Genomic DNA, 18,954 nt, shown 5'->3' on the forward strand with positions numbered 1-18,954 from the left:
GACCCAGGGGTCACATTCACGTTCAAGATAGTCGCACAGGACGACAACGGCCGGATGCACAGGCTGTATTTTCGAGGGCGACTCTCCGTTGCGCAGCTTAACGAGTGCGCGAATGCCGCTGCTTGCAACGCTGCGACATATTCGGACATAGCTAGGTAGCGCAACAGAAAATACGGAAAAAACAGCTATTATCCTGCCCCCCCGGGAAGGCAGCAGCCTCTCGCTCCCAGCCGGGTGGACGACCACCCGGCTGCCACGCCCCTCTATGGGTTATTCACCAACGCACAGCCGTAGTCCTGGATTTCGCCGGCGGAGCCGAAGTTGAAATCGCCGACGCTCACACGGTTCGCCAGCAACAGCAGGTCGCCGCCGGGCGCCACCACCAATGCCAGGCCATAGCGGGACATGCTGTCGCCTTGCTGCCGAACATACTGACCCAACAGCTTGAACGGGTTTTCCTGCACCAAGTCCTTGCCGTCCAGGCGTTTGGCCAGGTACTCATGCCCGTTCAACTTCACGCCCAGTGGCTGCCAGGCCTGGGTCACCTGTGCGGCGTGTTCCGCCAACAGCTTGTGCACCTCGGGACGCAAGCAGGCGAGATGGATATGCAGCTGCCCCTGGGAACGGCCATACCGGGAGTTGATGGCCAACGACAGGAACTCATCGCTGATCGGCTTGCCCGCCTCGGCGGACAGACGCTCCCGTTGCTGCCAGGCATTGGCGAAAAACGCGTACGAATTACCCTCGAGCAGCAGTGGACTCTCGATCCCCGTCACCCTGTCCGTCGGGATGGTCAGGTCATGCAGGGGGCCCTGGCGATCCTTGAGCAGGGCATAATGCTGCTCCAGGTCCACCACCAGGCAAGGCGCGGGATCCTGTTTATCCTGCTGATGAGGCACGCATTGCTGGCTAACGATCTGCCAGAGCGCGCTGCCATTGCCGCGCCCCCAGACCAGCCAGGACGCCCCCGACAGCACCACGGCGAGCAATAGCAGCGCCAGGACTTTCAACCATTTGGCCATACAACTTTCCTGTAAGAAGAAATAAAAACTGTCACAACATAAACCAAGGTTCCCGCTACTTTTATGTCTGACGGGCGCAGAATGTGTTTCAACTTGAATCAACGCGGCTCGAAGACTCAAACCGCGCCGCGCATGCACAATAGCCGCCAGGCTGGCAGAATCACACCGGCCTTACTCCAACAGGACCTCACTTCATGCAACTGACCACCGCCCACCTCATCGCCAACCCCTGCGACGACGAAGAAGACAACATGGCCATGCTCTGTTGCCATAGCGACAAGGGCGAGATGTTCCTGATGAGCCGCTACCCCGACGAGGACGAGCTGGAAATCACCCTCGACGGCGAACCCTCCACCCTGGACGGCGTGAAAGCCACCCTGAGCGCCACCCGCCTGCTGATCGAAATCGCCGCGACCGACGCCGACGCACTCAATGGCAGTGACCATCTGGAGATCCTTCACGGCACCGCTGCGGGCGATCTCGCGGAAGTCGAGCAAACCCTGCAGAACATTCTCAAGGGCATCGGCACCTACGTCAGCGAACTCGGCTGACAGCCCCCCCCGCAAGGACCGTGTTCAGCCGACTCATCGCAGCGGTCCTGCGACCTATCACTTTTCTCGCGGTTCTTTATTGACAACAGCGTGTGAATTTTCCTTAAAAATCACAAAAATCCCCAACCCTGTTAGTCGCGGCCGCTCCCGATGCATTAAAGTAACGCCCCCAGCCGTGACATTAATTCGAATGCCGTCGGCCACCCTCTCCAGGAACCACTCATCGATGGAACATCGTGAAGCGCTGCTGGCGCTGCGAACCTTTCTCTCAGCGCAGATCCTCGGCCAGGAAAAGCTGGTCGAACGCCTGTTGATCGCACTGCTGGCCGACGGTCACATGCTGGTCGAAGGCGCCCCGGGCCTGGCCAAGACCAAGGCCATCAAGGAGTTGGCCGAAGGTATCGAAGCACAGTTCCATCGCATCCAGTTCACCCCCGACCTGCTGCCCGCCGATATCACCGGCACCGAGATCTATCGCCCGGAAACCGGCAGCTTCGTGTTCCAGCAAGGGCCGATCTTCCACAACCTGGTGCTGGCGGACGAAATCAACCGCGCCCCGGCCAAGGTCCAGTCGGCCCTGCTCGAAGCCATGGCCGAGCGCCAGGTCAGTGTCGGGCGCAGCACCTATGACCTGTCGCCGTTGTTCCTGGTGATGGCGACCCAGAACCCCATCGAGCAGGAAGGCACCTACCCGTTGCCCGAAGCCCAGCTCGACCGTTTCCTGATGCACGTCAAGATCGGTTTTCCCGATGCCACGGTCGAACGACGCATCCTGCAGCAGGCCCGGGGCGAAGCCCTGCACGGGGAAGCCAAGCCCGAGCGCCGGGTCAGCCAGCAGGCGATCTTCGCCGCCCGCAAGGAAATCCTCGGGCTGTACATGGCCGATGCGGTGGAGGAGTACCTGGTGCAACTGGTAATGGCGACCCGCACGCCGGCCAAGTTCGACCCGGAGATGGCCGAGTGGATCGCCTACGGCGCCAGCCCTCGCGGCTCCATCGCCCTGGATCGTTGTGCCCGCGCCCATGCCTGGATGGCCGGTCGCGACTTCGTCAGCCCCGAGGATATCCAGGCCGTGCTGTTCGACGTGCTGCGCCACCGCATCATCCTGTCGTTCGAGGCCGAAGCCGCCGGGATCGACCAGGATCGGGTGGTGCAACGCATCCTCGATGTCGTCGCCGTCGCCTGACCCGGACAATGATCGCGCCCCTGCCCGCCGAACCCGGCATCCGCACTACCCTCGCCGAACTGATCGAGATGCGCCATCGCGTGCGCGAGGTGCAGCTGTTCTCGACGCCGAGCCAGCGCAGCCCGCTGATCGGCCTGCATCACTCGAAACTGCGCGGGCGCGGGGTGGACTTCGACCAGGTGCGGGTCTACCAGGCCGGCGACGATGTGCGCAGCATCGACTGGCGCGTCACCGCGCGGACCCAGGAACCCCACACCAAGCTGTTCCACGAAGAACGCGAACGACCGATCTTCATCCTGGTGGAACAGAGCCGCCAGTTGTTCTTCGGCTCCGGGCTGACCTTCAAGTCGGTGCTCGCCGCCCAGGCCGCGAGCCTGATCGGCTGGGCCGCCCTGGGCCACAACGACCGGGTCGGCGGACTGGTCTATGGCGACAACGAGCACTACGAAATCAAACCCCGGCGCAGCAAGCAAAGCCTGTTGCAACTGCTCAACCGCCTGGTGCGGGTCAACCACTCGCTGCACACCGAAGCCGCCGCCGAACCCAATGCCCTGGGCCTGGCGCTGATCCGCGCGCGCAAGGTGCTGCGCCCCGGCAGCCTGGTGATCGTGATCTGTGACGAACGGGCCCTGACCGATGCCGCCGAACAACAGCTCAGCCTGCTCTCGCGCCATTGCGACCTGCTGATGCTGCCGGTGTCCGATCCCCTCGACCATGCCCTCCCCGCCGCCGGCCTGCTGCGCTTCGCCGAACGCGACGCGCAACTGGAACTCGACACCCTCAACCTGGAGCTGCGCCAGGCCTACCGCGCCCGGGGCGACGCGCGGATTGCCCGCTGGGAGCTGCTGGCGCAGAAACTGCGGGTGCTGCTGATGCCCTTGAGCACCCAGAGCGAGATGGTCGAGCAGTTGCGCGCCTACCTCAATCCCCAGCGGCCAGGGAAACAGCCATGAGCAGCCTGGACCAACTGCAACCGCTGATCACCCCGCCGGCCCAGGGCTTCTGGCCGCCGGCACCCGGCTGGTGGCTGCTGCTGGTGCTGATTCCGCTGCTGGCTTGCGGGTTGTGGTACCTGCGTCGTTTCCTGCCGGCCAAGCGCCCGGTTGCCCGTGCCGAACAACCCCTGGACCCGGTCCGCCTGGCCGCCCTGGCGGAACTCGCGCAGTTGCCCAAACCCTATGACGGCGCACCGGCCGGGGCCTGGCTGCAGCAACTCAACGGCCTGCTCAAGCGCCTGTGCCGCAACCATTACCCCTACAGCCAGAGCCACACCCTCAATGGCCGCCAATGGCTGGCCTTCCTCGACAACCGCTGTCCGGCCGCCGGCCTGACCCGCTGGATGGTGCTGGTGGAAGGCGCCTACAAGCCCGAATGCAAGCTCGACGACAAGGCCATCGCCGGGTTGAGCCAGGCGATCGACACCTGGATTCGCAAACATGTTTGAGTTCGCCTGGCCCTGGCTCTTTGCCCTGCTGCCGCTGCCCTGGCTGATGCGCGTCCTGTTGCCGGTGGCCGACAGCGGCGAAGCGGCACTGAAGGTCAGCTTTCTCGGCGATCTGGAGAGCCTGGCCCGGCGCCGAGCCCGGGTCAGCATGCCGAGCTGGCGCCAACAGTTGCCCTTCATCCTGCTCTGGCTGCTGCTGTTGTCCGCCGCCGCGCGTCCGCAATGGCTGGGCGAACCCTTGCCGGTGGCCGCCAGCGGTCGCGACCTGCTGGTGGCGGTGGACCTGTCCGGCTCCATGGAATACCCCGACATGCGCTGGCAGGACGAGGACATCAGTCGCCTGGGCCTGGTCCAGCACCTGCTGGGCGATTTTCTCGAACATCGCGAGGGCGATCGGGTGGGCCTGATCCTGTTCGGCAGCAAAGCCTATGTACAGGCACCGCTGACCTTCGACCGGCGCACCGTGCGCATCTGGCTGGATGAAGCGAAAATCGGCATCGCCGGCAAGAACACCGCCATCGGCGACGCCATCGGCCTGGCCATCAAGCGCCTGCGTGAGCGTCCGGCGCAAAGCCGGGTGCTGATCCTGGTCACCGACGGCGCCAACAACGCCGGCGAAATCGATCCGATCACCGCCGCGCGCCTGGCCGCCGAAGAAAGCGTGAAGATCTACACCATCGGCATGGGTGCCGATCCGCAACAAACAGGAACCCTGAGCATGCTCGGCCTGAACCCGAGCATGGACCTCGACGAACCGGCGCTGAAGGAAATCTCCAGCATCACTGGCGGTCGCTATTTCCGTGCCCGCGACGGCCAGGAGCTGCAAGCCATCAAGGAAACCCTCGACCAGCTTGAGCCTGTGGCGCAACAGCCGACCCAGGCCCGCCCCGCCCGGGCGCTGTATCACTGGCCACTGAGCCTGGCCCTGCTGATGAGCGTGCTGCTGGTGATCCGCGGGCGCTGGCCGGAGAACCCGTTGCAACGCTGGCTGGCACGCCGGCAGTTCCTGCCGCAGCGCCCGGAATGGCGCCAGCGCCTGGAACGCCTGCGCTTGCGGAGACGGCGATGATCGAAATCCTCTGGCCGTACTGGTTCCGCCCCACCTGGCTGCTGGTCATGCCGCTGCTGGGCTGGCTGCTGTGGCAACTCTGGCACCGACAGAAACGCACCGGCCGCTGGCAGATGATCCTGCCGACGGCCTTCCAGCGGATCCTGCTCAGCGGCGGCAACGGCAACCACAGCAAGCTGCCCTGGATCGCCCTCGGCCTGGCCTGGAGCCTGGCCGTGCTGGCCCTGCTCGGGCCGAGCTGGCAACGAGTCGAACAGTCCTCGCAGAAGCCTTCGGACCCGTTGGTGGTGCTGCTCGAACTGACGCCGGACATGCTCGCCACCGATAGCCCGCCGAACCGCCTGGAGCAGGCCCGGCGCAAGCTGTTCGACCTGTTGCGCGCCCGCAGCGATGCCCAGACGGCGATCATCGTCTACGCCGGCAGCGCCCACACGCTGGTGCCGCTGTCCGATGACCTGGGCACCAGTCGCAACCTGCTGGACGCCATCAAGCCCTCGATCATGCCCGAGGAAGGCCATCGCGCCGACCTGGCGGTGAAAAGGGCCCTGACCCTGCTCGACCGCGGCGCCCTGGGCCAGGGCCGCTTGCTGCTGATCGGCTCGTCCCTCAGCGAACAGGAACGCCAAGGCATCCGCCAGGCCCTGGACGGCAAGCCCCACAGCCTGCTGATCCTGGGGATCGGCACCCGCGATGGCGCACCGGTGCCCCAGGAGCACGGCGGCTTTCTCAAGGACGCCCAGGGTGCGATCCTGGTGCCGCGTCTCGACAGCCAGAGCCTGAAGGACTTCGCCGGCGAGATGGGCGGCCGCTACCGCCAGGGCCGCCTGGACGACAGCGACCTGCGCGGCCTCGGCCTGCTGGACAGCCCCCGGCAATTGCGCAAGGACGGCCAGACCGTGCAGCTCGATAGCTGGGCCGACCAGGGTTACTGGCTGCTGCTGCCGCTCCTGCTGCTCGCGGCCTGTGCCGGGCGCCGTGGCTGGCTGTTCTGCCTGCCGCTGTTTTTTCTGTTTCCGCCACCGAGCCAGGCTTTTGAACTGACCGATCTGTGGCTGCGTCCGGACCAGCAGGGCCAGCAATTGCTGGAGCAAAAGCGCCCGCTCGAAGCCGCCCAGCATTTCGACGACCCGCAATGGCAGGGCCTGGCCCTCTATGAAGCGGGCAACTACAGCGCCGCGGCGAAGAAATTCGCCGAGGGCGACGACGCCAACGCCCATTACAACCGTGGCAACGCCCTGGCCCGCAGCGGCGAGCTGGAGGCGGCACTGGACGCCTACGAACAGGCCCTGGAGCGTCAGCCGGACTTGCGACCGGCCTTGCAGAACCGGACACTGGTGGAAGAGCTGCTGCGGGAAAAACAGGCCAAGCCGCCGGTCGAACCGAACAAGGCGAGCGACACCACCCAGACCGAAAAGCCACAAACCGGCAGCGAACAAGGTGCCACGCAAGCGCCCCAGGCCGGCACGAACGCGTCCAGCACCGCAACGACCGAGCCCGCTCCCCCGGAACAGTCTCCACCCACCGGCAATCAACCGCCCACGACCCAGGCCGCGCAGGCGGGCAATCAACCGGGCGGCAATGACGTACCGGGCAGCGAACTGGGCGACGAACAGACCACCCACCCGCCCCTGCGGGCCGCCGCCGATGTCATCGACGGTGAACGCCACCAGGCGCTGGAACAATGGCTGCGACAGATCCCCGACGATCCGGGAGAATTGTTGCGGCGCAAATTCTGGTACGAACAACAGCTCCATCAGGACAAGACCCGATGACCCTGCGTTTCTCCCTGCTTCTCACGCTGCTGCTCTGCGTCAACCTGTCGGCCCATGCCGAGGGCTTGCTGGCCAGCGTCGACCGCACGCGCCTGAACTCCGGCGAGTCGGTGGAGCTGACCCTCGAGTCGAAGGATGTCACCCAGTTCGGCAAACCCGACCTGACCCCGCTGGAGGCACAGTTCGAAGTGCGCGGCACCCGCCAGGTCAACCAGTTGACCAGCCTCGGCGGCGAGAACCAGGCCACCACGCGCTGGATCATCACCCTGACCCCGAAGGAAAACGGCAGCGTGGTGATTCCGGAACTGCACCTGGGCGAACTCAGCAGCGAGTCGATCACCCTGCAGGTGGTGCAAGGCCAGGACCAGGCCGCGGCGAATGACCTGGCGCCGGTGTTCATCGAGACCAACCTCGACCAGGACAACGTCTACGTCCAGGCCCAGGCGGTGCTGACCCTGCGCATCTATCACTCGGTGTCGCTGTATGACGACAGCAGCCTCACGCCCTTGCAGCTCCCCGACGCCCGCATCGAGCAACTGGGCGAGTCGCGCACCTACGAAAAACTGATCAATGGCGTACGCCATGGCGTCATCGAATGGCGTTATGCGATCTACCCGCAGCACAGCGGCGAACTGATGATCCCCGCGCTGGTGTTCAGCGCCACCCTGGTGGACGCCCAGCCGACCCAGGGCCAGGTGCCCCAGGGCGCCAAGCCCGGCAAGTTGATGCGCCTCAGCTCCACGCCGCAGCTGCTGCAGGTCAAGCCCCAGCCCGCTACCTGGCCGGTCGACGCGCCCTGGCTACCGGCCCGCAGCCTGAGCCTCGGCGAAAGCTGGAACCCGGAACCGGATCACAGCCAGGTCGGCGACTCCCTGACCCGCAGCCTGACCGTCAAGGCCGAAGGGCTCTCCAGCGCGCAACTGCCGCCGCTGCCGACCAGCACCGTCAATGGCCTGCGGCGCTACCCGGACCAAGCGCAACTGAGCAACCAGAACAGCGAGCGCGGCCTCATCGGCACCCGTGCGGAACGCGAGGTGCTGGTCCCGACCCACAGCGGCAACTTCGACCTGCCCGCGGTGGACGTGCTCTGGTGGAACACCCACGAGGACCACCTGGAACACAGCAGCCTGCCGGCGCGTACCCTGCAAGTGGCGAACAACCCGAGCCTGGCGGTGGACACGCCGGTCAGCAGCGCCACCAACAACACGCCGCCCCCGCCGCCGCTGCTGTGGGCCTGGAAGCTCAGTACGCTGATCCTCGCCTGCACCACCTGGATCGGTTTCGGCCTGTGGTGGCGGGCCCGCTCGCAACCGGCGGTGCACCGCGCCGCCCAGACCGGCCCAAGCCCACGCACGCTGCTCGACGACCTCAAGCGCAGCTGCCTGGCCAACGATCCCCAGGCCACCCGCCAGGCCCTGGACGCCTGGGCCCGGCAGCAACCGGAAACCCTGGCCGACATGGCGGCGCGCTTCGTCACCCTGTCCGATGCACTGGACGGCCTCAATGGCGCGCTCTACAGCGAAACCGGCCAGTATTGGCAGGGTGAGGAACTGTGGCGGGCGATCCGCGCGATCCCGGTCGCCGAGCGGGTCCAGGAGCCGGTGGCCGACAGCAGCCTGCCACCGCTCTACCCCAAATAATCGACACGTTGGAGTTTGCCTTGCGCCTGTTTCACACCTCCGACTGGCATCTGGGCCAGAACCTTCATGGCCAGGAGCGCGATTTCGAACACGCCTGTTTTCTCACCTGGCTGCTGGCCCAGCTCCGCCAACAGCAGCCCGATGGGCTGCTGATCGCCGGCGATATCTTCGACACCGTCAACCCGCCGGTCAAAGCCCAGGAACGTCTCTACGACTTCATCGTCAGTGCCCACGAGCAGCAGCCGACGCTGAGCATCGTGATGATCGCCGGCAACCACGACTCCGGCTCGCGCATCGAACTGCCCGCCGCGCTGATGCGCCGCCTGCGCACCCACGCCCTGGGCCGGGTACTGTGGCTCGACGACGGCCAGCTGGATAGCGAACGCCTGCTGTTGCCCTTGCCCGATGTGAACGGCAAAATCGCCGCCTGGTGCCTGGCCCTGCCCTTCCTGCGCCCGGCCGAAGTCACCGGCACGCAACTGGGTGACGACTACCTGCGGGGCATCGGTGAAGTGCATCGGCGCCTGATCGCCGCGGCCAACGCCAAGCGCCAGCCGGGCCAGGCCCTGGTCGCCATCAGCCATGCACACATGGCCGGCGGCTCGGTGTCCGAAGACTCGGAGCGCAGCCTGATCATCGGCACTGCCGAAGCGCTGCCCGCCAGCCTGTTCGACGCCAGCGTCAGCTATGTCGCTCTCGGCCACCTGCACAAGCCGCAGAAGGTCAACGGCGAGGAACGCATCCGCTACAGCGGCTCGCCGATTCCGCTGTCGTTTTCCGAAATCGCCTATCAACACCAGATCCTCGATATCGTCCTGGACGGCGAAAGCCTGGTCAGCGTCGACAGCCGCCCGATCCCCCGCGCCGTGAACCTGCAACGCCTGGGCCCGGCGCCCTTTGCCGAGATTCTCGAACAACTGGCGGCGCTGCCCGACGTCGACCTGCTGGCCGACCTGCAACGCCAACCCTGGCTGGAGGTCCGGGTGCGCCTGGATGAGCCGCAACCGGACCTGCGCCAGCAAGTGGAAAGCGCCCTGCAAGGCAAGGCCGTGCGCCTGGTGCGCATCGCCGCCGAATATGCCGGTGCCGGCACGGCTGAAGACGAGACGGACAACGACCGACTGATCAACCTCGACCAGCTCAGCCCACAGGAGCTGTTCAGCCGTGCCTGGCAGGACAACTATGGCAACCCGGTGGACGAACCGACCCTCAATGACTTCGCCCTGCTGTTGCAGGAAGTCCAACTGGAGGGCGAACAGCCATGAAGATCCTGGCCATCCGCCTGAAAAACCTGGCTTCGCTCGCCGGCCCCTTCGAGCTCGACTTCACCGCCGAGCCCCTGGCCAGCGCCGGCCTGTTCGCCATTACCGGCCCCACCGGCGCGGGTAAAAGCACCCTGCTCGATGCCTTGTGCCTGGCGCTGTTCGGCGCCGTACCCAGGCTGAACAACGCCTCGCGCGATGCCAAGGTGCCAGACGCCGACGGCGAGATCGGTACCGGCGACCCGCGCACCCTGCTACGCCGTGGCACCGGCACCGGCTTTGCCGAAGTGGATTTCGTCGGCATCGACGGCCGCCGCTACCGCGCCCGCTGGGAGGCCAACCGCGCCCGGGACAAGGCCGGCGGCAAGTTGCAGGCCAGCCGCCAGAGCCTGCGCGACCTCGACAGCGATCAACTGCTGGCCAGCCAGAAAGGCGAATACAAGACCCTGCTGGAAAGCCGCCTGGGCCTGAACTTCGAACAGTTCACCCGCGCGGTGCTGCTGGCCCAGAGCGAGTTCAGCGCCTTTCTCAAGGCCGACGACAACGAGCGCAGCGAACTGCTGGAAAAGCTCACCGACACCGCCCTCTACACCCGCCTCGGTCGTCGCGCCTTCGACAAGACCAAGCAGGCCCGCGAAGCCCAGAAGCTGTTGCTGGACCAGGCCGGTGGCGTCGCGCCCATGGAGGCAGAAGCACGGGTCGAACTGGATCGGCAATTCGCCGAAGCCCAGCAGCAGCTCAAGACCCGGCAAGCCCAACTCAGGCAGCTGGAGTTGCAACACACCTGGCTCAAGGAGTTGCTGCAATGGCAGGCCCAGCACCAGGCTGCCGTCGAACAACTGCAAGGCGCCGAACAGGACTGGCAGGCCCGCGATGCCGAGCGCCAGCAGCTGGCTCGCCTGGAACAGCTGGCGCCGCAGCGGCATCAGTTCGCCCGTCAGCGCCAGTTGAACGACCAACTGGCGCCTCTGGCCGAACAGATCCAGCAGCATATCGACCAGCAGGCCGACTTGCAGGCTCGTCAGCAGCAGCTTGAACAAAGCCGGTCGGATGCCCACGCCCGCTTGAACGAGGCCCTGGCCCGGCAAAGCGCCAGCGCTCCGTTGCTGCGCCAGGCCTTCGATGAACAGGCCACACTGACCCACCTGGGCAAGGACCTGGGCGACAGTCAGCGACTGCAACAGGCCGCCGAACAGGCCAGCGCCGAAGGCCGCTTGCAGCTCAACAGCCTGCTCGATCAGCAACAGCAGGTCGCCACGCGCCTGGAGCGAATCGCCGAGCAGTTGCAGCACAGTACCGCCCTCGCCCCCTTGAGCGATGCCTGGCACGCCTATCGCGATCGCTTGCAACAGCTGATGCTGATCGGCAATCGGCTGAACCAGGGCCAGCGCGAGCTGGCACAGCTGCAAGCACGGGTCGCACAAACCGACCAGCAACTGACCGAGCAACGCGGCGCCCTCGAAATACTGTACAGCGAAGCCGGGGCGGAACCGGCCGCTGTCGGCGAACAGATCCAGATTCTCGGCAGTCTGCTGCAGGACAACCGCAAGCAACTGCGCGCGTTCGAGGAACTGCAACGGCTGTGGAGCCGCCAATGCGAGCTGGACCAACGCACGCTGCAGTTGCAGGAGCGACAACACGGCGCCCAGCAGCAACGCGACGCACTCAACCGCGAAGGCCTGCAGGCACGGGACGAACTCAAGGTCGCCGAGCAGACCCTGACGATTACCCGGCAGTTGCTCGAACGCCAGCGCCTGGCCCGCAGCGCCAGCGTCGAAGAGCTGCGCGGGCAGTTGCAGGACGACCAGCCCTGCCCGGTGTGTGGCAGCCATGAGCATCCCTACCACCAACCCGAGGCCCTGTTGCAGAGCCTGGGTCGCCACGACGAGAGCGAAGAAGCCGCGGCGCGTCAGGTCGTCGAATCGCTGACGGAGAAACTCAACCAGCTTCGGGAAAAGGTCGGCGGGCTGATCGCCCAGCAGAAAGAACTGCTCGCCCAACAGGAACAGTTGGCCCAGCAGCACCTGGAACTGGCACCTAGCCTGGAAGCCCATCCGCTGCACAGCGCCCTGCTGGAGCAGGATGCCGGCCGACGCGAGGCCTGGCTCAATCAGCAATTGAACCAACTGCAGCAGAACATCGGCCAGGACGAGCAACGGCAAACCGCCCTGCTCACCCTGCAACAGGAGGCCGCGCGGCTCCAGCAGCAACTGCACACGGCCGTCGAGGCCAGTCAGGCCGCGCACCAGCAGTTACTTGATCAGCAACGCCAGATGGGCACGGATCAAGAGCGTCTGGAACAGGAACTGGACACCTTCGCCGGCCTGTTGCCAAGCGAGACCCTGCAAGGCCTGCGCAATGATCCGGCGGCGACCTTCATGCAGCTCGATCAGCAGGTAGCACAACGCCTCGGCCAGTTGGAACAGCAGCGCGAGGAGCAACAGGAACAACGCGAGCGCCAGGACAGGATCGAACCGGAACAGGTCCGCCAGCAGACCCGCGAGCAGCAATGCGCGGAACTGAAACAACGTTGCGCCGTACTCCTCGAGCAGCAACAAGCCAGCCAGCACAAACTGGTCGGCTTGATTGGCCAACACGCCAGCGTCGAAGCCTGGCAGCAGCAGATGGATCAGGCGGTGGAACAGGCGCGGCAGGCCGATGCGTCGGCCAACCAGCAGCTGCAGGCCCTCGACAGCCAACTGATCCAGCTCGGCGCCGACCTCAAGGCCCGCCAGGAGCGCCGGCAGGTCCTGGAACAGGAAAGCCTGGAACTGGCGCAGCAGGTCGCGGACTGGCGAGCCCGTCACCCGGAACTGGATGACGCCGGCCTGGAGCAACTGCTGGCCTGCGACGATGAACACCTCAGCCAGTTGCGCCAGTCATTACAACGCAGCGAAAAAGCCGTCGAGCAAGCCCGGGTGTTGTTGCAGGAGCGGGAGAAACACCTTCGGCACCATCAGGCCCAACACAATGGCAACCTCGACGCGCCGGCGCTGGACGCCGCCCTGGCCGACCTGCAGACCCAGTTGGCGGCCAGCGAACAGCACTGTGCCGAGCTGCGTGCGCAACAGACCGAAGACCAGCGGCGCCAGGACGCCAACCAGGAACTGCAGCAACGGATCGCCGACGCCAACCGCGAATATCAGCGCTGGGCACGCCTGGACGCGCTGATCGGCTCAGCCACCGGCGACCGCTTCCGCAAGTTGGCCCAGGCCTACAACCTCGACCTGCTGGTGCATCATGCCAACGCGCAGTTGCGCCAACTGGTACGACGCTATCGCCTCAAGCGCGGCGGCAGCATGCTCGGGCTGTTGGTGCTGGACACCGAGATGGGCGACGAACTGCGTTCGGTGCATTCGCTGTCCGGCGGCGAAACCTTTCTGGTCTCGCTGGCCCTGGCGTTGGGCCTGGCGTCAATGGCCTCAAGCACGCTGAAGATCGAATCGCTGTTTATCGACGAAGGCTTCGGTAGCCTCGATCCCGAATCCCTGCAACTGGCGATGGATGCGCTGGACGGCCTGCAAGCCCAGGGCCGCAAGGTCGCGGTGATTTCCCACGTACAGGAGATGCACGAGCGGATACCGGTGCAGATCCAGGTACGCCGTCAGGGCAACGGGCTGAGCAGCCTGGAGGTGACATGAAACCGGCCACGCTGTATTCGTTCCGCCGCTGCCCCTACGCCATGCGCGCACGCATGGCGCTACGCTATTCAGGCGTGGCGGTGCAGATCGAGGAAGTCAGTCTGAAGAACAAGCCGGCGCAGATGCTCGCGTTGTCGAGCAAGGGCACGGTACCGGTACTGGTCTGCAACGATGGGCGGGTGATCGACCAGAGCCTGGAGATCATGCAGTGGGCGCTGGCCCAGCATGATCCGCAAGATTGGCTGCTCAGCAGTGATCCGGCGGCGGCAGAGGCCACGGCGCTGCTGATCGAGGAGAACGACACGGTTTTCAAACGGTGGCTGGACCGCTACAAGTACGCGGTGCGCTACCCGGAGTTTCCCATGGAGCACTATCGGGAACAGGGCGGGCAATTCCTCTTGAAACTGGACGGTCTGCTTGCGCGTAACGGCCATCTGTTGGCCGAACACCTGAGCCTGGCGGACATTGCAGTCGCACCGTTCGTGCGCCAATTTGCCCATGTGGATCAGGTGTGGTTTGCGCAAGCGCCGTACAAACGTCTACAGACTTGGCTGGAGCAGTTCCTGACTTCGGAACTGTTCAATGCGGTCATGGCCAAGTCCTGATGTGAGCGTGCTCACTTAAAAGCATTCAATCTGAAACGCACAACATGACTGAGCCAGGACGCATACCTTGTGGGAGTGGTGTGGGAGCGGTGCGTGCCTACGAAGCTTTTGGTGGCCTCAAAGGCCTCTTCGCGGCGGTCCAACTCCCACAAGGTATGCATCCTGGCCTAAGTGCTCAGTGCTGGGCCTTGTGATCCAGAGCGGCGTAGAAGTTGGCGCTCTGTTGCAGGTACTTCTGGGTGTAGCTCTGGGCGTGGCTTTTCTGGCTGCTGATTTCCACGCTGGCGCTGGCTGGCAGGGCCACGGTAGCGGAAACAGCGGAAGCGGCGATCACGGAGAAAAGATTGAAGTTCATGGCGGTAACCCTCGAATGTCAGTTGGCTTGCTTGCCCTTTCAGGCCGTGAGTCAAAAGTACATCCGAGGGCGGACATCGTTGAAATTCATTGGAGCAGTAGCGGATATCAGCGTCATTAATAGAAGCGCAAGTCCCTGATTCATCAGAGGATGCGGTCTATTGTCGCAGCTCGAACACCCCGGGCGACCCGGCCGATCGATGCCGCGAACGCCTTATTCCTCCTCGTCGCGGGCGCTGAAGGCGCTCATGCAGACCAGCCGATGCTCGCTGGAATCGTCGCTCAGGATCCAGCTTTGCAGGGTCTGGTCGAAGGTCGCGGCCTCGATCTGGGCGCGGGTGAAACTCCAGCGCTTCTGGGCCCGACCGTCCATGCATTCGATCAGCAGACGGCTGTCGTCGAGGGTGAAATCGAAGGCGTGCAGGCCGTCGATTTCGAGCATGTCGCAGGTTTCAAGGGCACTGAGCAGGGTGTCGGTTGCAGCGGTCATGGCGTTCTATCGTGTTTGGGAAAGCGCTCATGATAGGCGATATTGCCCTGGGGCCGGGTGATCGTTTATCACGATCACCCGGCCATCCGCCCCTCAATGGGAAAACAACGACCCGCCCACCTTGCCCGCCAGTCTCTCCGGTTTGATCAGGAACCGCGCCAGCGCCGGCAACAACCACAGCGCGCCGAACATGTTCCAGAGCAGCATGAAGGTCAGCATCAGGCCCATGTCGGCCTGGAACTTGATCGCCGAGAAGATCCAGGTGCAGACCCCGATCGCCAGGCACAGGCCGGTGAACAGCACCGCCTTGCCGGTGGATTTCAGCGTCTGGTAATAGGCCTCCTGCAACGGCAGGCCGGCACGCAGGAAGCTTTCCAGGCGACTGTAGATGTAGATCCCGTAGTCCACGCCGATCCCGACCCCCAGCGCCACCACCGGCAAGGTCGCGACCTTCACACCGATGCCCATGAACGCCATCAGCGCATTACCCAGCACCGAGGTCAGCACCAGCGGCAGGATGATGCACAAGGTCGCCGCCCAGGAGCGGAAGGTGATCATGCACATGGTCGCCACGCAGATGTACACCAGGATCAGGATGGTCAGTTCCGATTCCTTGATCACCTCGTTGGTGGCCGCCTCGATCCCGGCGTTACCGGCGGCGAGCAGGAACTCCAGGCCGTCCTTGTTGTTCTCCTTGGCGAAGTCCTGCACCGCATGGACCGCACGGTCGAGGGTCGCGGCCTTGTGGTCGTTGAGGAACACCAGCACCGGCGCCAGGGAGCAATTGGTGTTGTACAGGCCATCGGCCCGGGCGATGGAGTTGTTCAGCACATCGGGGTTGCGCGACAGGGTTTCCCATTTCAGGTTGCCCTCGTTCATGCCCTTGATCATCTGCTTGGACACGGTCACCAGGGAGATCGCCGACTGCACGCCCTCGGTGTTCTGCATCTTCCACATCAGTTCGTCGATGGGCGCCATGGCTGCATAGCGCGAACAGCCTTCGGGCGGCGTCTTGACCATCACCACCAGCACGTCGGAACTGGTGGAGTAATTGTTGATGATGAAACTGTTGTCCTTGTTGTAGCGCGAGTCGGGACGCAGCTCAGGCGCGCCCTGGTCGAGGTCGCCGATCTTCAGGTTCTGCCCGTACCAGAGGCCGCCCCCCAGGGCCAGCAGGGCCAGCACGATGGACACCGGGGCCACCCTGGGGCTGGCGAAATTCGCCAGCAGGCGCCAGAACGAGTGCTCGCGGGTCGCATCCTTCTTGCTGCGCCCGACCGCCTTCTTGCTGATGCCCACATAGGAGATGGCCACCGGCAGCAGGATCAGGTTGGTGAACACGATCACCGCCACGCCGATGGACGCGCCGATGGCCAGTTCGCGAATCACGCCGATGTCGATGATCAGCAGGGTGATGAACCCCACGGCGTCGGCGAGGATCGCGATCATCCCCGGCAGGAACAGTTGCCGGAAAGTGCGCCGGGCCGCCGTCAGGGCATTCTCGGCGTCGCAGGACTGCAAAGCGATGCCGTTGATCTTCTGCACGCCATGGGAAATGCCGATGGCAAAGATCAGGAACGGCACCAGCATCGAATACGGGTCCAGGCCGAAGCCGAACGCGTGCATCAGCCCCAGTTGCCAGACCACCGCCACCAGGGTCGTGCTCAACACCGCGATGGTGCTGCGGATGCACCAGGTGAACCCGTACAACAGCACCAGGGTGATGATGAAGGCCACGCCGAAGAACAGCACCACCATGACCAGGCCATCGATCAGGTCACCGACCTTCTTCGCGAAACCGACGATGTGCACCTTCACATTGGGGTTCTGCGCTTCGAACTTGTCGCGGATCTTCTCTTCGAGCTGGTGGGAGAATTTCTGGTAGTCCAGCGCCAGCAACTTGCCCTGGTCCTGCGGGTCCGGGTAGGACTCCAGCAACGGGATATCGACGATGCTCGACTTGAAGTCGTTGGCCACCAGGCGACCGACCTGGCCGGACTTGAGCACGTTGTTGCGCAGCTTGTCGAGGCTCTCGGCCGAGCCGTTGTAGCTTTGCGGGATCACCTCGCCGCCGGCAAAACCCTCTTCCGTCACTTCGGTCCAGCGCACGCTGGGGCTCCACAGGGACTTGAGGCCGGAGCGGTCGACGCCGGGGATGTAGAACACCTCGTCGTTGACCTGGCGCAGGGTCTCCATGTACTCCTTCGTGAAGATATCGCCGTCCCTGGCCTCCACCGAAACCCGCACCATGTTGCCCAGGTTGGCGAGGTCGTTGCGGTGCTCCATCATCTTTTCAATGAAAGGATGCTTGAGCGGAATCATTTTCTCGAAGCTGGTGGACGGGCGGATCAGCGTGGCCTGCCAGAACAGGAAGGCGCTGACCAGCAGGCAGATGACGATCACCGCCGGGCGGTTGTTGAAGATCAGGCGCTCGAGAAACGTCGCCTTGTCTGGATGATGACTTTGATGACTGCTCATGAAGATTCCCGCCTTTCTTGTTATTGGCCCAGCTCAGCGCCCGCTGGCGTGGTGGTGTGGGCGCCGCCCTGGCCGACGAGGATCAGGTTGCCGTTGCCGGCCGCCGTCACCGCCGACAGGGAAATCCGATCGGGACGGTTGAACACACTGAAGGTCGCGCCATCGTCGGTGCTGCGGATCACGCTGCCGCCGTTGCCGACGATCACCAGCGAGCCGTCGGCCAGCAAGGTCGCGCCGGACAGGCCGAACTCCAGGTTGCCACGGGTGGCCTTGAGTTCGACTGGCGCCCAGTTGCTGCCGAAGTCGGTGGAGCGGTAGAGATTGCCGCGCAAACCATAGGCCAGCAGCGTGGAGGATTGAGCGGTGCCGATCACGCCGAACAGCGAGCCCTGGTAAGGGCCGTCGACGTGTTCCCAGGTCTGGCCCCAGTCGGCGGAGCGGAACATGCTGCCCTGCTCGCCGACCACGAACAGCCCGGCATCCTTGACCGCGGCGATGGCGTTGAGGTGGAACTGATCGGGGTTGTCGAGGCGGTCGCTGACGTTCTCCCAGTGCTGGCCGCCGTCGCGGGTTTCCAGCAAGGCCCCGTAGGCACCCACGGCAAAGCCGCTGCTGGCGTCCTTGAACCAGACGTCGAGCAACGGTGCTTCACGCTTGAGGTCCTGGAACTGGCGGGTCCAGGTGGCGCCGCCGTCAACGCTGGCGAGGATCTGCGCATCGTGGCCGACGGCCCAGCCGTGCCGCTCATCGACGAAATAGACCGCCGTGAGCATCTGCCGGGTCGGTACCCGGGCCTGGGTCCAGTGGCCGCCCTGGTCGTCGGAAAAGAGGATGTGTCCGCGATCGCCGACGGCCACCAGCCGGTTGCCGGCATGGACCACGTCGAGCAGCAGGCTCTTGCTGGCCTTGGACGATTCGATGGAGTAGACCGTGTCGGCGGTGCCGGACGCCGCCGCGTATGCGCTGGCCGGTAGTGCCGCCAGTCCCGACAGCGAAAGCGCCGTCACCAGCAATGCCGCGCCGCGCCAGGTCGGCGGACAGCAAGAACCCGTAGGCTTCACAGGCTCATTCATAGACCTTTCTCCCATTATTATTGTCAGGTCGTCCAACCTTTCAGGGCGCCTTCGAGGGCGTTTTCATGACTGCCCGGTCGTCTGGAACCGGCAATCTAGAGCCCCTTTGAAGCTGGAGTCATCCTATCGGGCTTTGGAATCGTCTGACAATCGACGCCACGTTATCTTTTGTTAACCCGGGGCGTCGGGAGGGTGCATGAATGATGGGGCATCAGGTGAGGTGATGAACAAAGGCCACGAGCGTGGCCTTTGGCGGGAATCTACAGAGCAGCACCGATCTTGCAGGCTGGATGCGGTCAACTGTAGATACCGTCTTGACCCTCATCGCGCAAGCGCGATGTTTGGGTCAAACGGTATGCCTGATTTG

General features: G+C 64.5%; 15 protein-coding genes. 10 read left to right on the forward strand and 5 right to left on the reverse strand.

Annotated elements, in window-relative coordinates; all coding sequences use genetic code 11:
* Positions 1–263: 263 nt before the first annotated feature.
* Positions 264–1,022 carry a CDP-diacylglycerol diphosphatase gene (locus UCMB321_RS10175; RefSeq protein WP_040066046.1) on the reverse strand — a complete coding sequence of 253 codons (759 nt, stop codon included), beginning with the start codon at positions 1,020–1,022 and terminating at the stop codon, positions 264–266.
* 194 nt (positions 1,023–1,216) lie between these two features.
* Here UCMB321_RS10175 and UCMB321_RS10180 point away from each other — a divergent pair, with 194 nt between their 5' ends.
* The 10 genes from UCMB321_RS10180 to UCMB321_RS10225 all read left to right on the forward strand — a co-directional run bounded on the left by UCMB321_RS10180 (position 1,217) and on the right by UCMB321_RS10225 (position 14,192).
* Positions 1,217–1,573 (forward strand): hypothetical protein, encoded by a 357-nt coding sequence (locus tag UCMB321_RS10180; RefSeq protein ID WP_040066048.1) that lies wholly within the window; start codon positions 1,217–1,219, stop codon positions 1,571–1,573.
* A 226-nt stretch (positions 1,574–1,799) separates the two neighbouring features.
* Positions 1,800–2,759 carry an AAA family ATPase gene (locus UCMB321_RS10185; RefSeq protein ID WP_040066051.1) on the forward strand — a complete coding sequence of 320 codons (960 nt, stop codon included), beginning with the start codon at positions 1,800–1,802 and terminating at the stop codon, positions 2,757–2,759.
* A gap of 8 nt (positions 2,760–2,767) precedes the next feature.
* Complete coding sequence (locus UCMB321_RS10190; RefSeq protein WP_040066053.1) at positions 2,768–3,712, forward strand: DUF58 domain-containing protein; 945 nt, start codon at positions 2,768–2,770, stop codon at positions 3,710–3,712.
* A complete protein-coding gene (locus tag UCMB321_RS10195; protein WP_040066055.1) occupies positions 3,709–4,203 on the forward strand; it encodes a DUF4381 domain-containing protein in 495 nt (164 codons plus the stop codon). The genes UCMB321_RS10190 and UCMB321_RS10195 overlap by 4 nt, the downstream gene beginning before the upstream one ends.
* On the forward strand, positions 4,196–5,272 hold the full coding sequence (locus tag UCMB321_RS10200; protein WP_040066058.1) for a vWA domain-containing protein: 1,077 nt from the start codon (positions 4,196–4,198) through the stop codon (positions 5,270–5,272). The genes UCMB321_RS10195 and UCMB321_RS10200 overlap by 8 nt, the downstream gene beginning before the upstream one ends.
* Complete coding sequence (locus UCMB321_RS10205) at positions 5,269–7,044, forward strand: tetratricopeptide repeat protein (protein ID WP_040066060.1); 1,776 nt, start codon at positions 5,269–5,271, stop codon at positions 7,042–7,044. The genes UCMB321_RS10200 and UCMB321_RS10205 overlap by 4 nt, the downstream gene beginning before the upstream one ends.
* Positions 7,041–8,684: a BatD family protein gene (locus tag UCMB321_RS10210; RefSeq protein ID WP_040066061.1), complete on the forward strand. Its 1,644-nt coding sequence runs from the start codon at positions 7,041–7,043 to the stop codon at positions 8,682–8,684. Before UCMB321_RS10205 ends, UCMB321_RS10210 begins: the two co-directional genes overlap by 4 nt.
* Before the next feature lie 20 nt (positions 8,685–8,704).
* The gene (locus tag UCMB321_RS10215) at positions 8,705–9,949 is read left to right on the forward strand and encodes an exonuclease SbcCD subunit D C-terminal domain-containing protein (RefSeq protein ID WP_040066063.1); all 1,245 of its coding nucleotides are present in this window, start codon (positions 8,705–8,707) and stop codon (positions 9,947–9,949) included.
* Positions 9,946–13,587, forward strand: a complete 3,642-nt coding sequence (locus UCMB321_RS10220; RefSeq protein ID WP_040066066.1) for an AAA family ATPase — start codon at positions 9,946–9,948, stop codon at positions 13,585–13,587. The genes UCMB321_RS10215 and UCMB321_RS10220 overlap by 4 nt, the downstream gene beginning before the upstream one ends.
* On the forward strand, positions 13,584–14,192 hold the full coding sequence (locus tag UCMB321_RS10225; RefSeq protein ID WP_040066069.1) for a glutathione S-transferase: 609 nt from the start codon (positions 13,584–13,586) through the stop codon (positions 14,190–14,192). Before UCMB321_RS10220 ends, UCMB321_RS10225 begins: the two co-directional genes overlap by 4 nt.
* 175 nt (positions 14,193–14,367) lie before the next feature.
* Here the strand turns inward: UCMB321_RS10225 and UCMB321_RS10230 are convergent, their stop codons facing one another.
* The 4 genes from UCMB321_RS10230 to UCMB321_RS10245 form a co-directional block, all read right to left on the reverse strand.
* Entirely contained in the window at positions 14,368–14,547 is a 180-nt protein-coding gene (locus UCMB321_RS10230; protein ID WP_040066071.1) for a hypothetical protein, read from the reverse strand.
* Between the two features lie 213 nt (positions 14,548–14,760).
* Entirely contained in the window at positions 14,761–15,036 is a 276-nt protein-coding gene (locus UCMB321_RS10235) for a DUF5629 family protein (protein ID WP_040066073.1), read from the reverse strand.
* 93 nt (positions 15,037–15,129) lie between these two features.
* Positions 15,130–17,514, reverse strand: a complete 2,385-nt coding sequence (locus UCMB321_RS10240) for an efflux RND transporter permease subunit (protein ID WP_040066076.1) — start codon at positions 17,512–17,514, stop codon at positions 15,130–15,132.
* 20 nt (positions 17,515–17,534) lie between these two features.
* Entirely contained in the window at positions 17,535–18,587 is a 1,053-nt protein-coding gene (locus tag UCMB321_RS10245; RefSeq protein WP_040066078.1) for a WD40/YVTN/BNR-like repeat-containing protein, read from the reverse strand.
* Between the last annotated feature and the right edge of the window lie 367 nt (positions 18,588–18,954).

Origin of the sequence: Pseudomonas batumici (genome assembly GCF_000820515.1) — a bacterium.
Taxonomy (GTDB): Bacteria; Pseudomonadota; Gammaproteobacteria; order Pseudomonadales; family Pseudomonadaceae; genus Aquipseudomonas; species Aquipseudomonas batumici.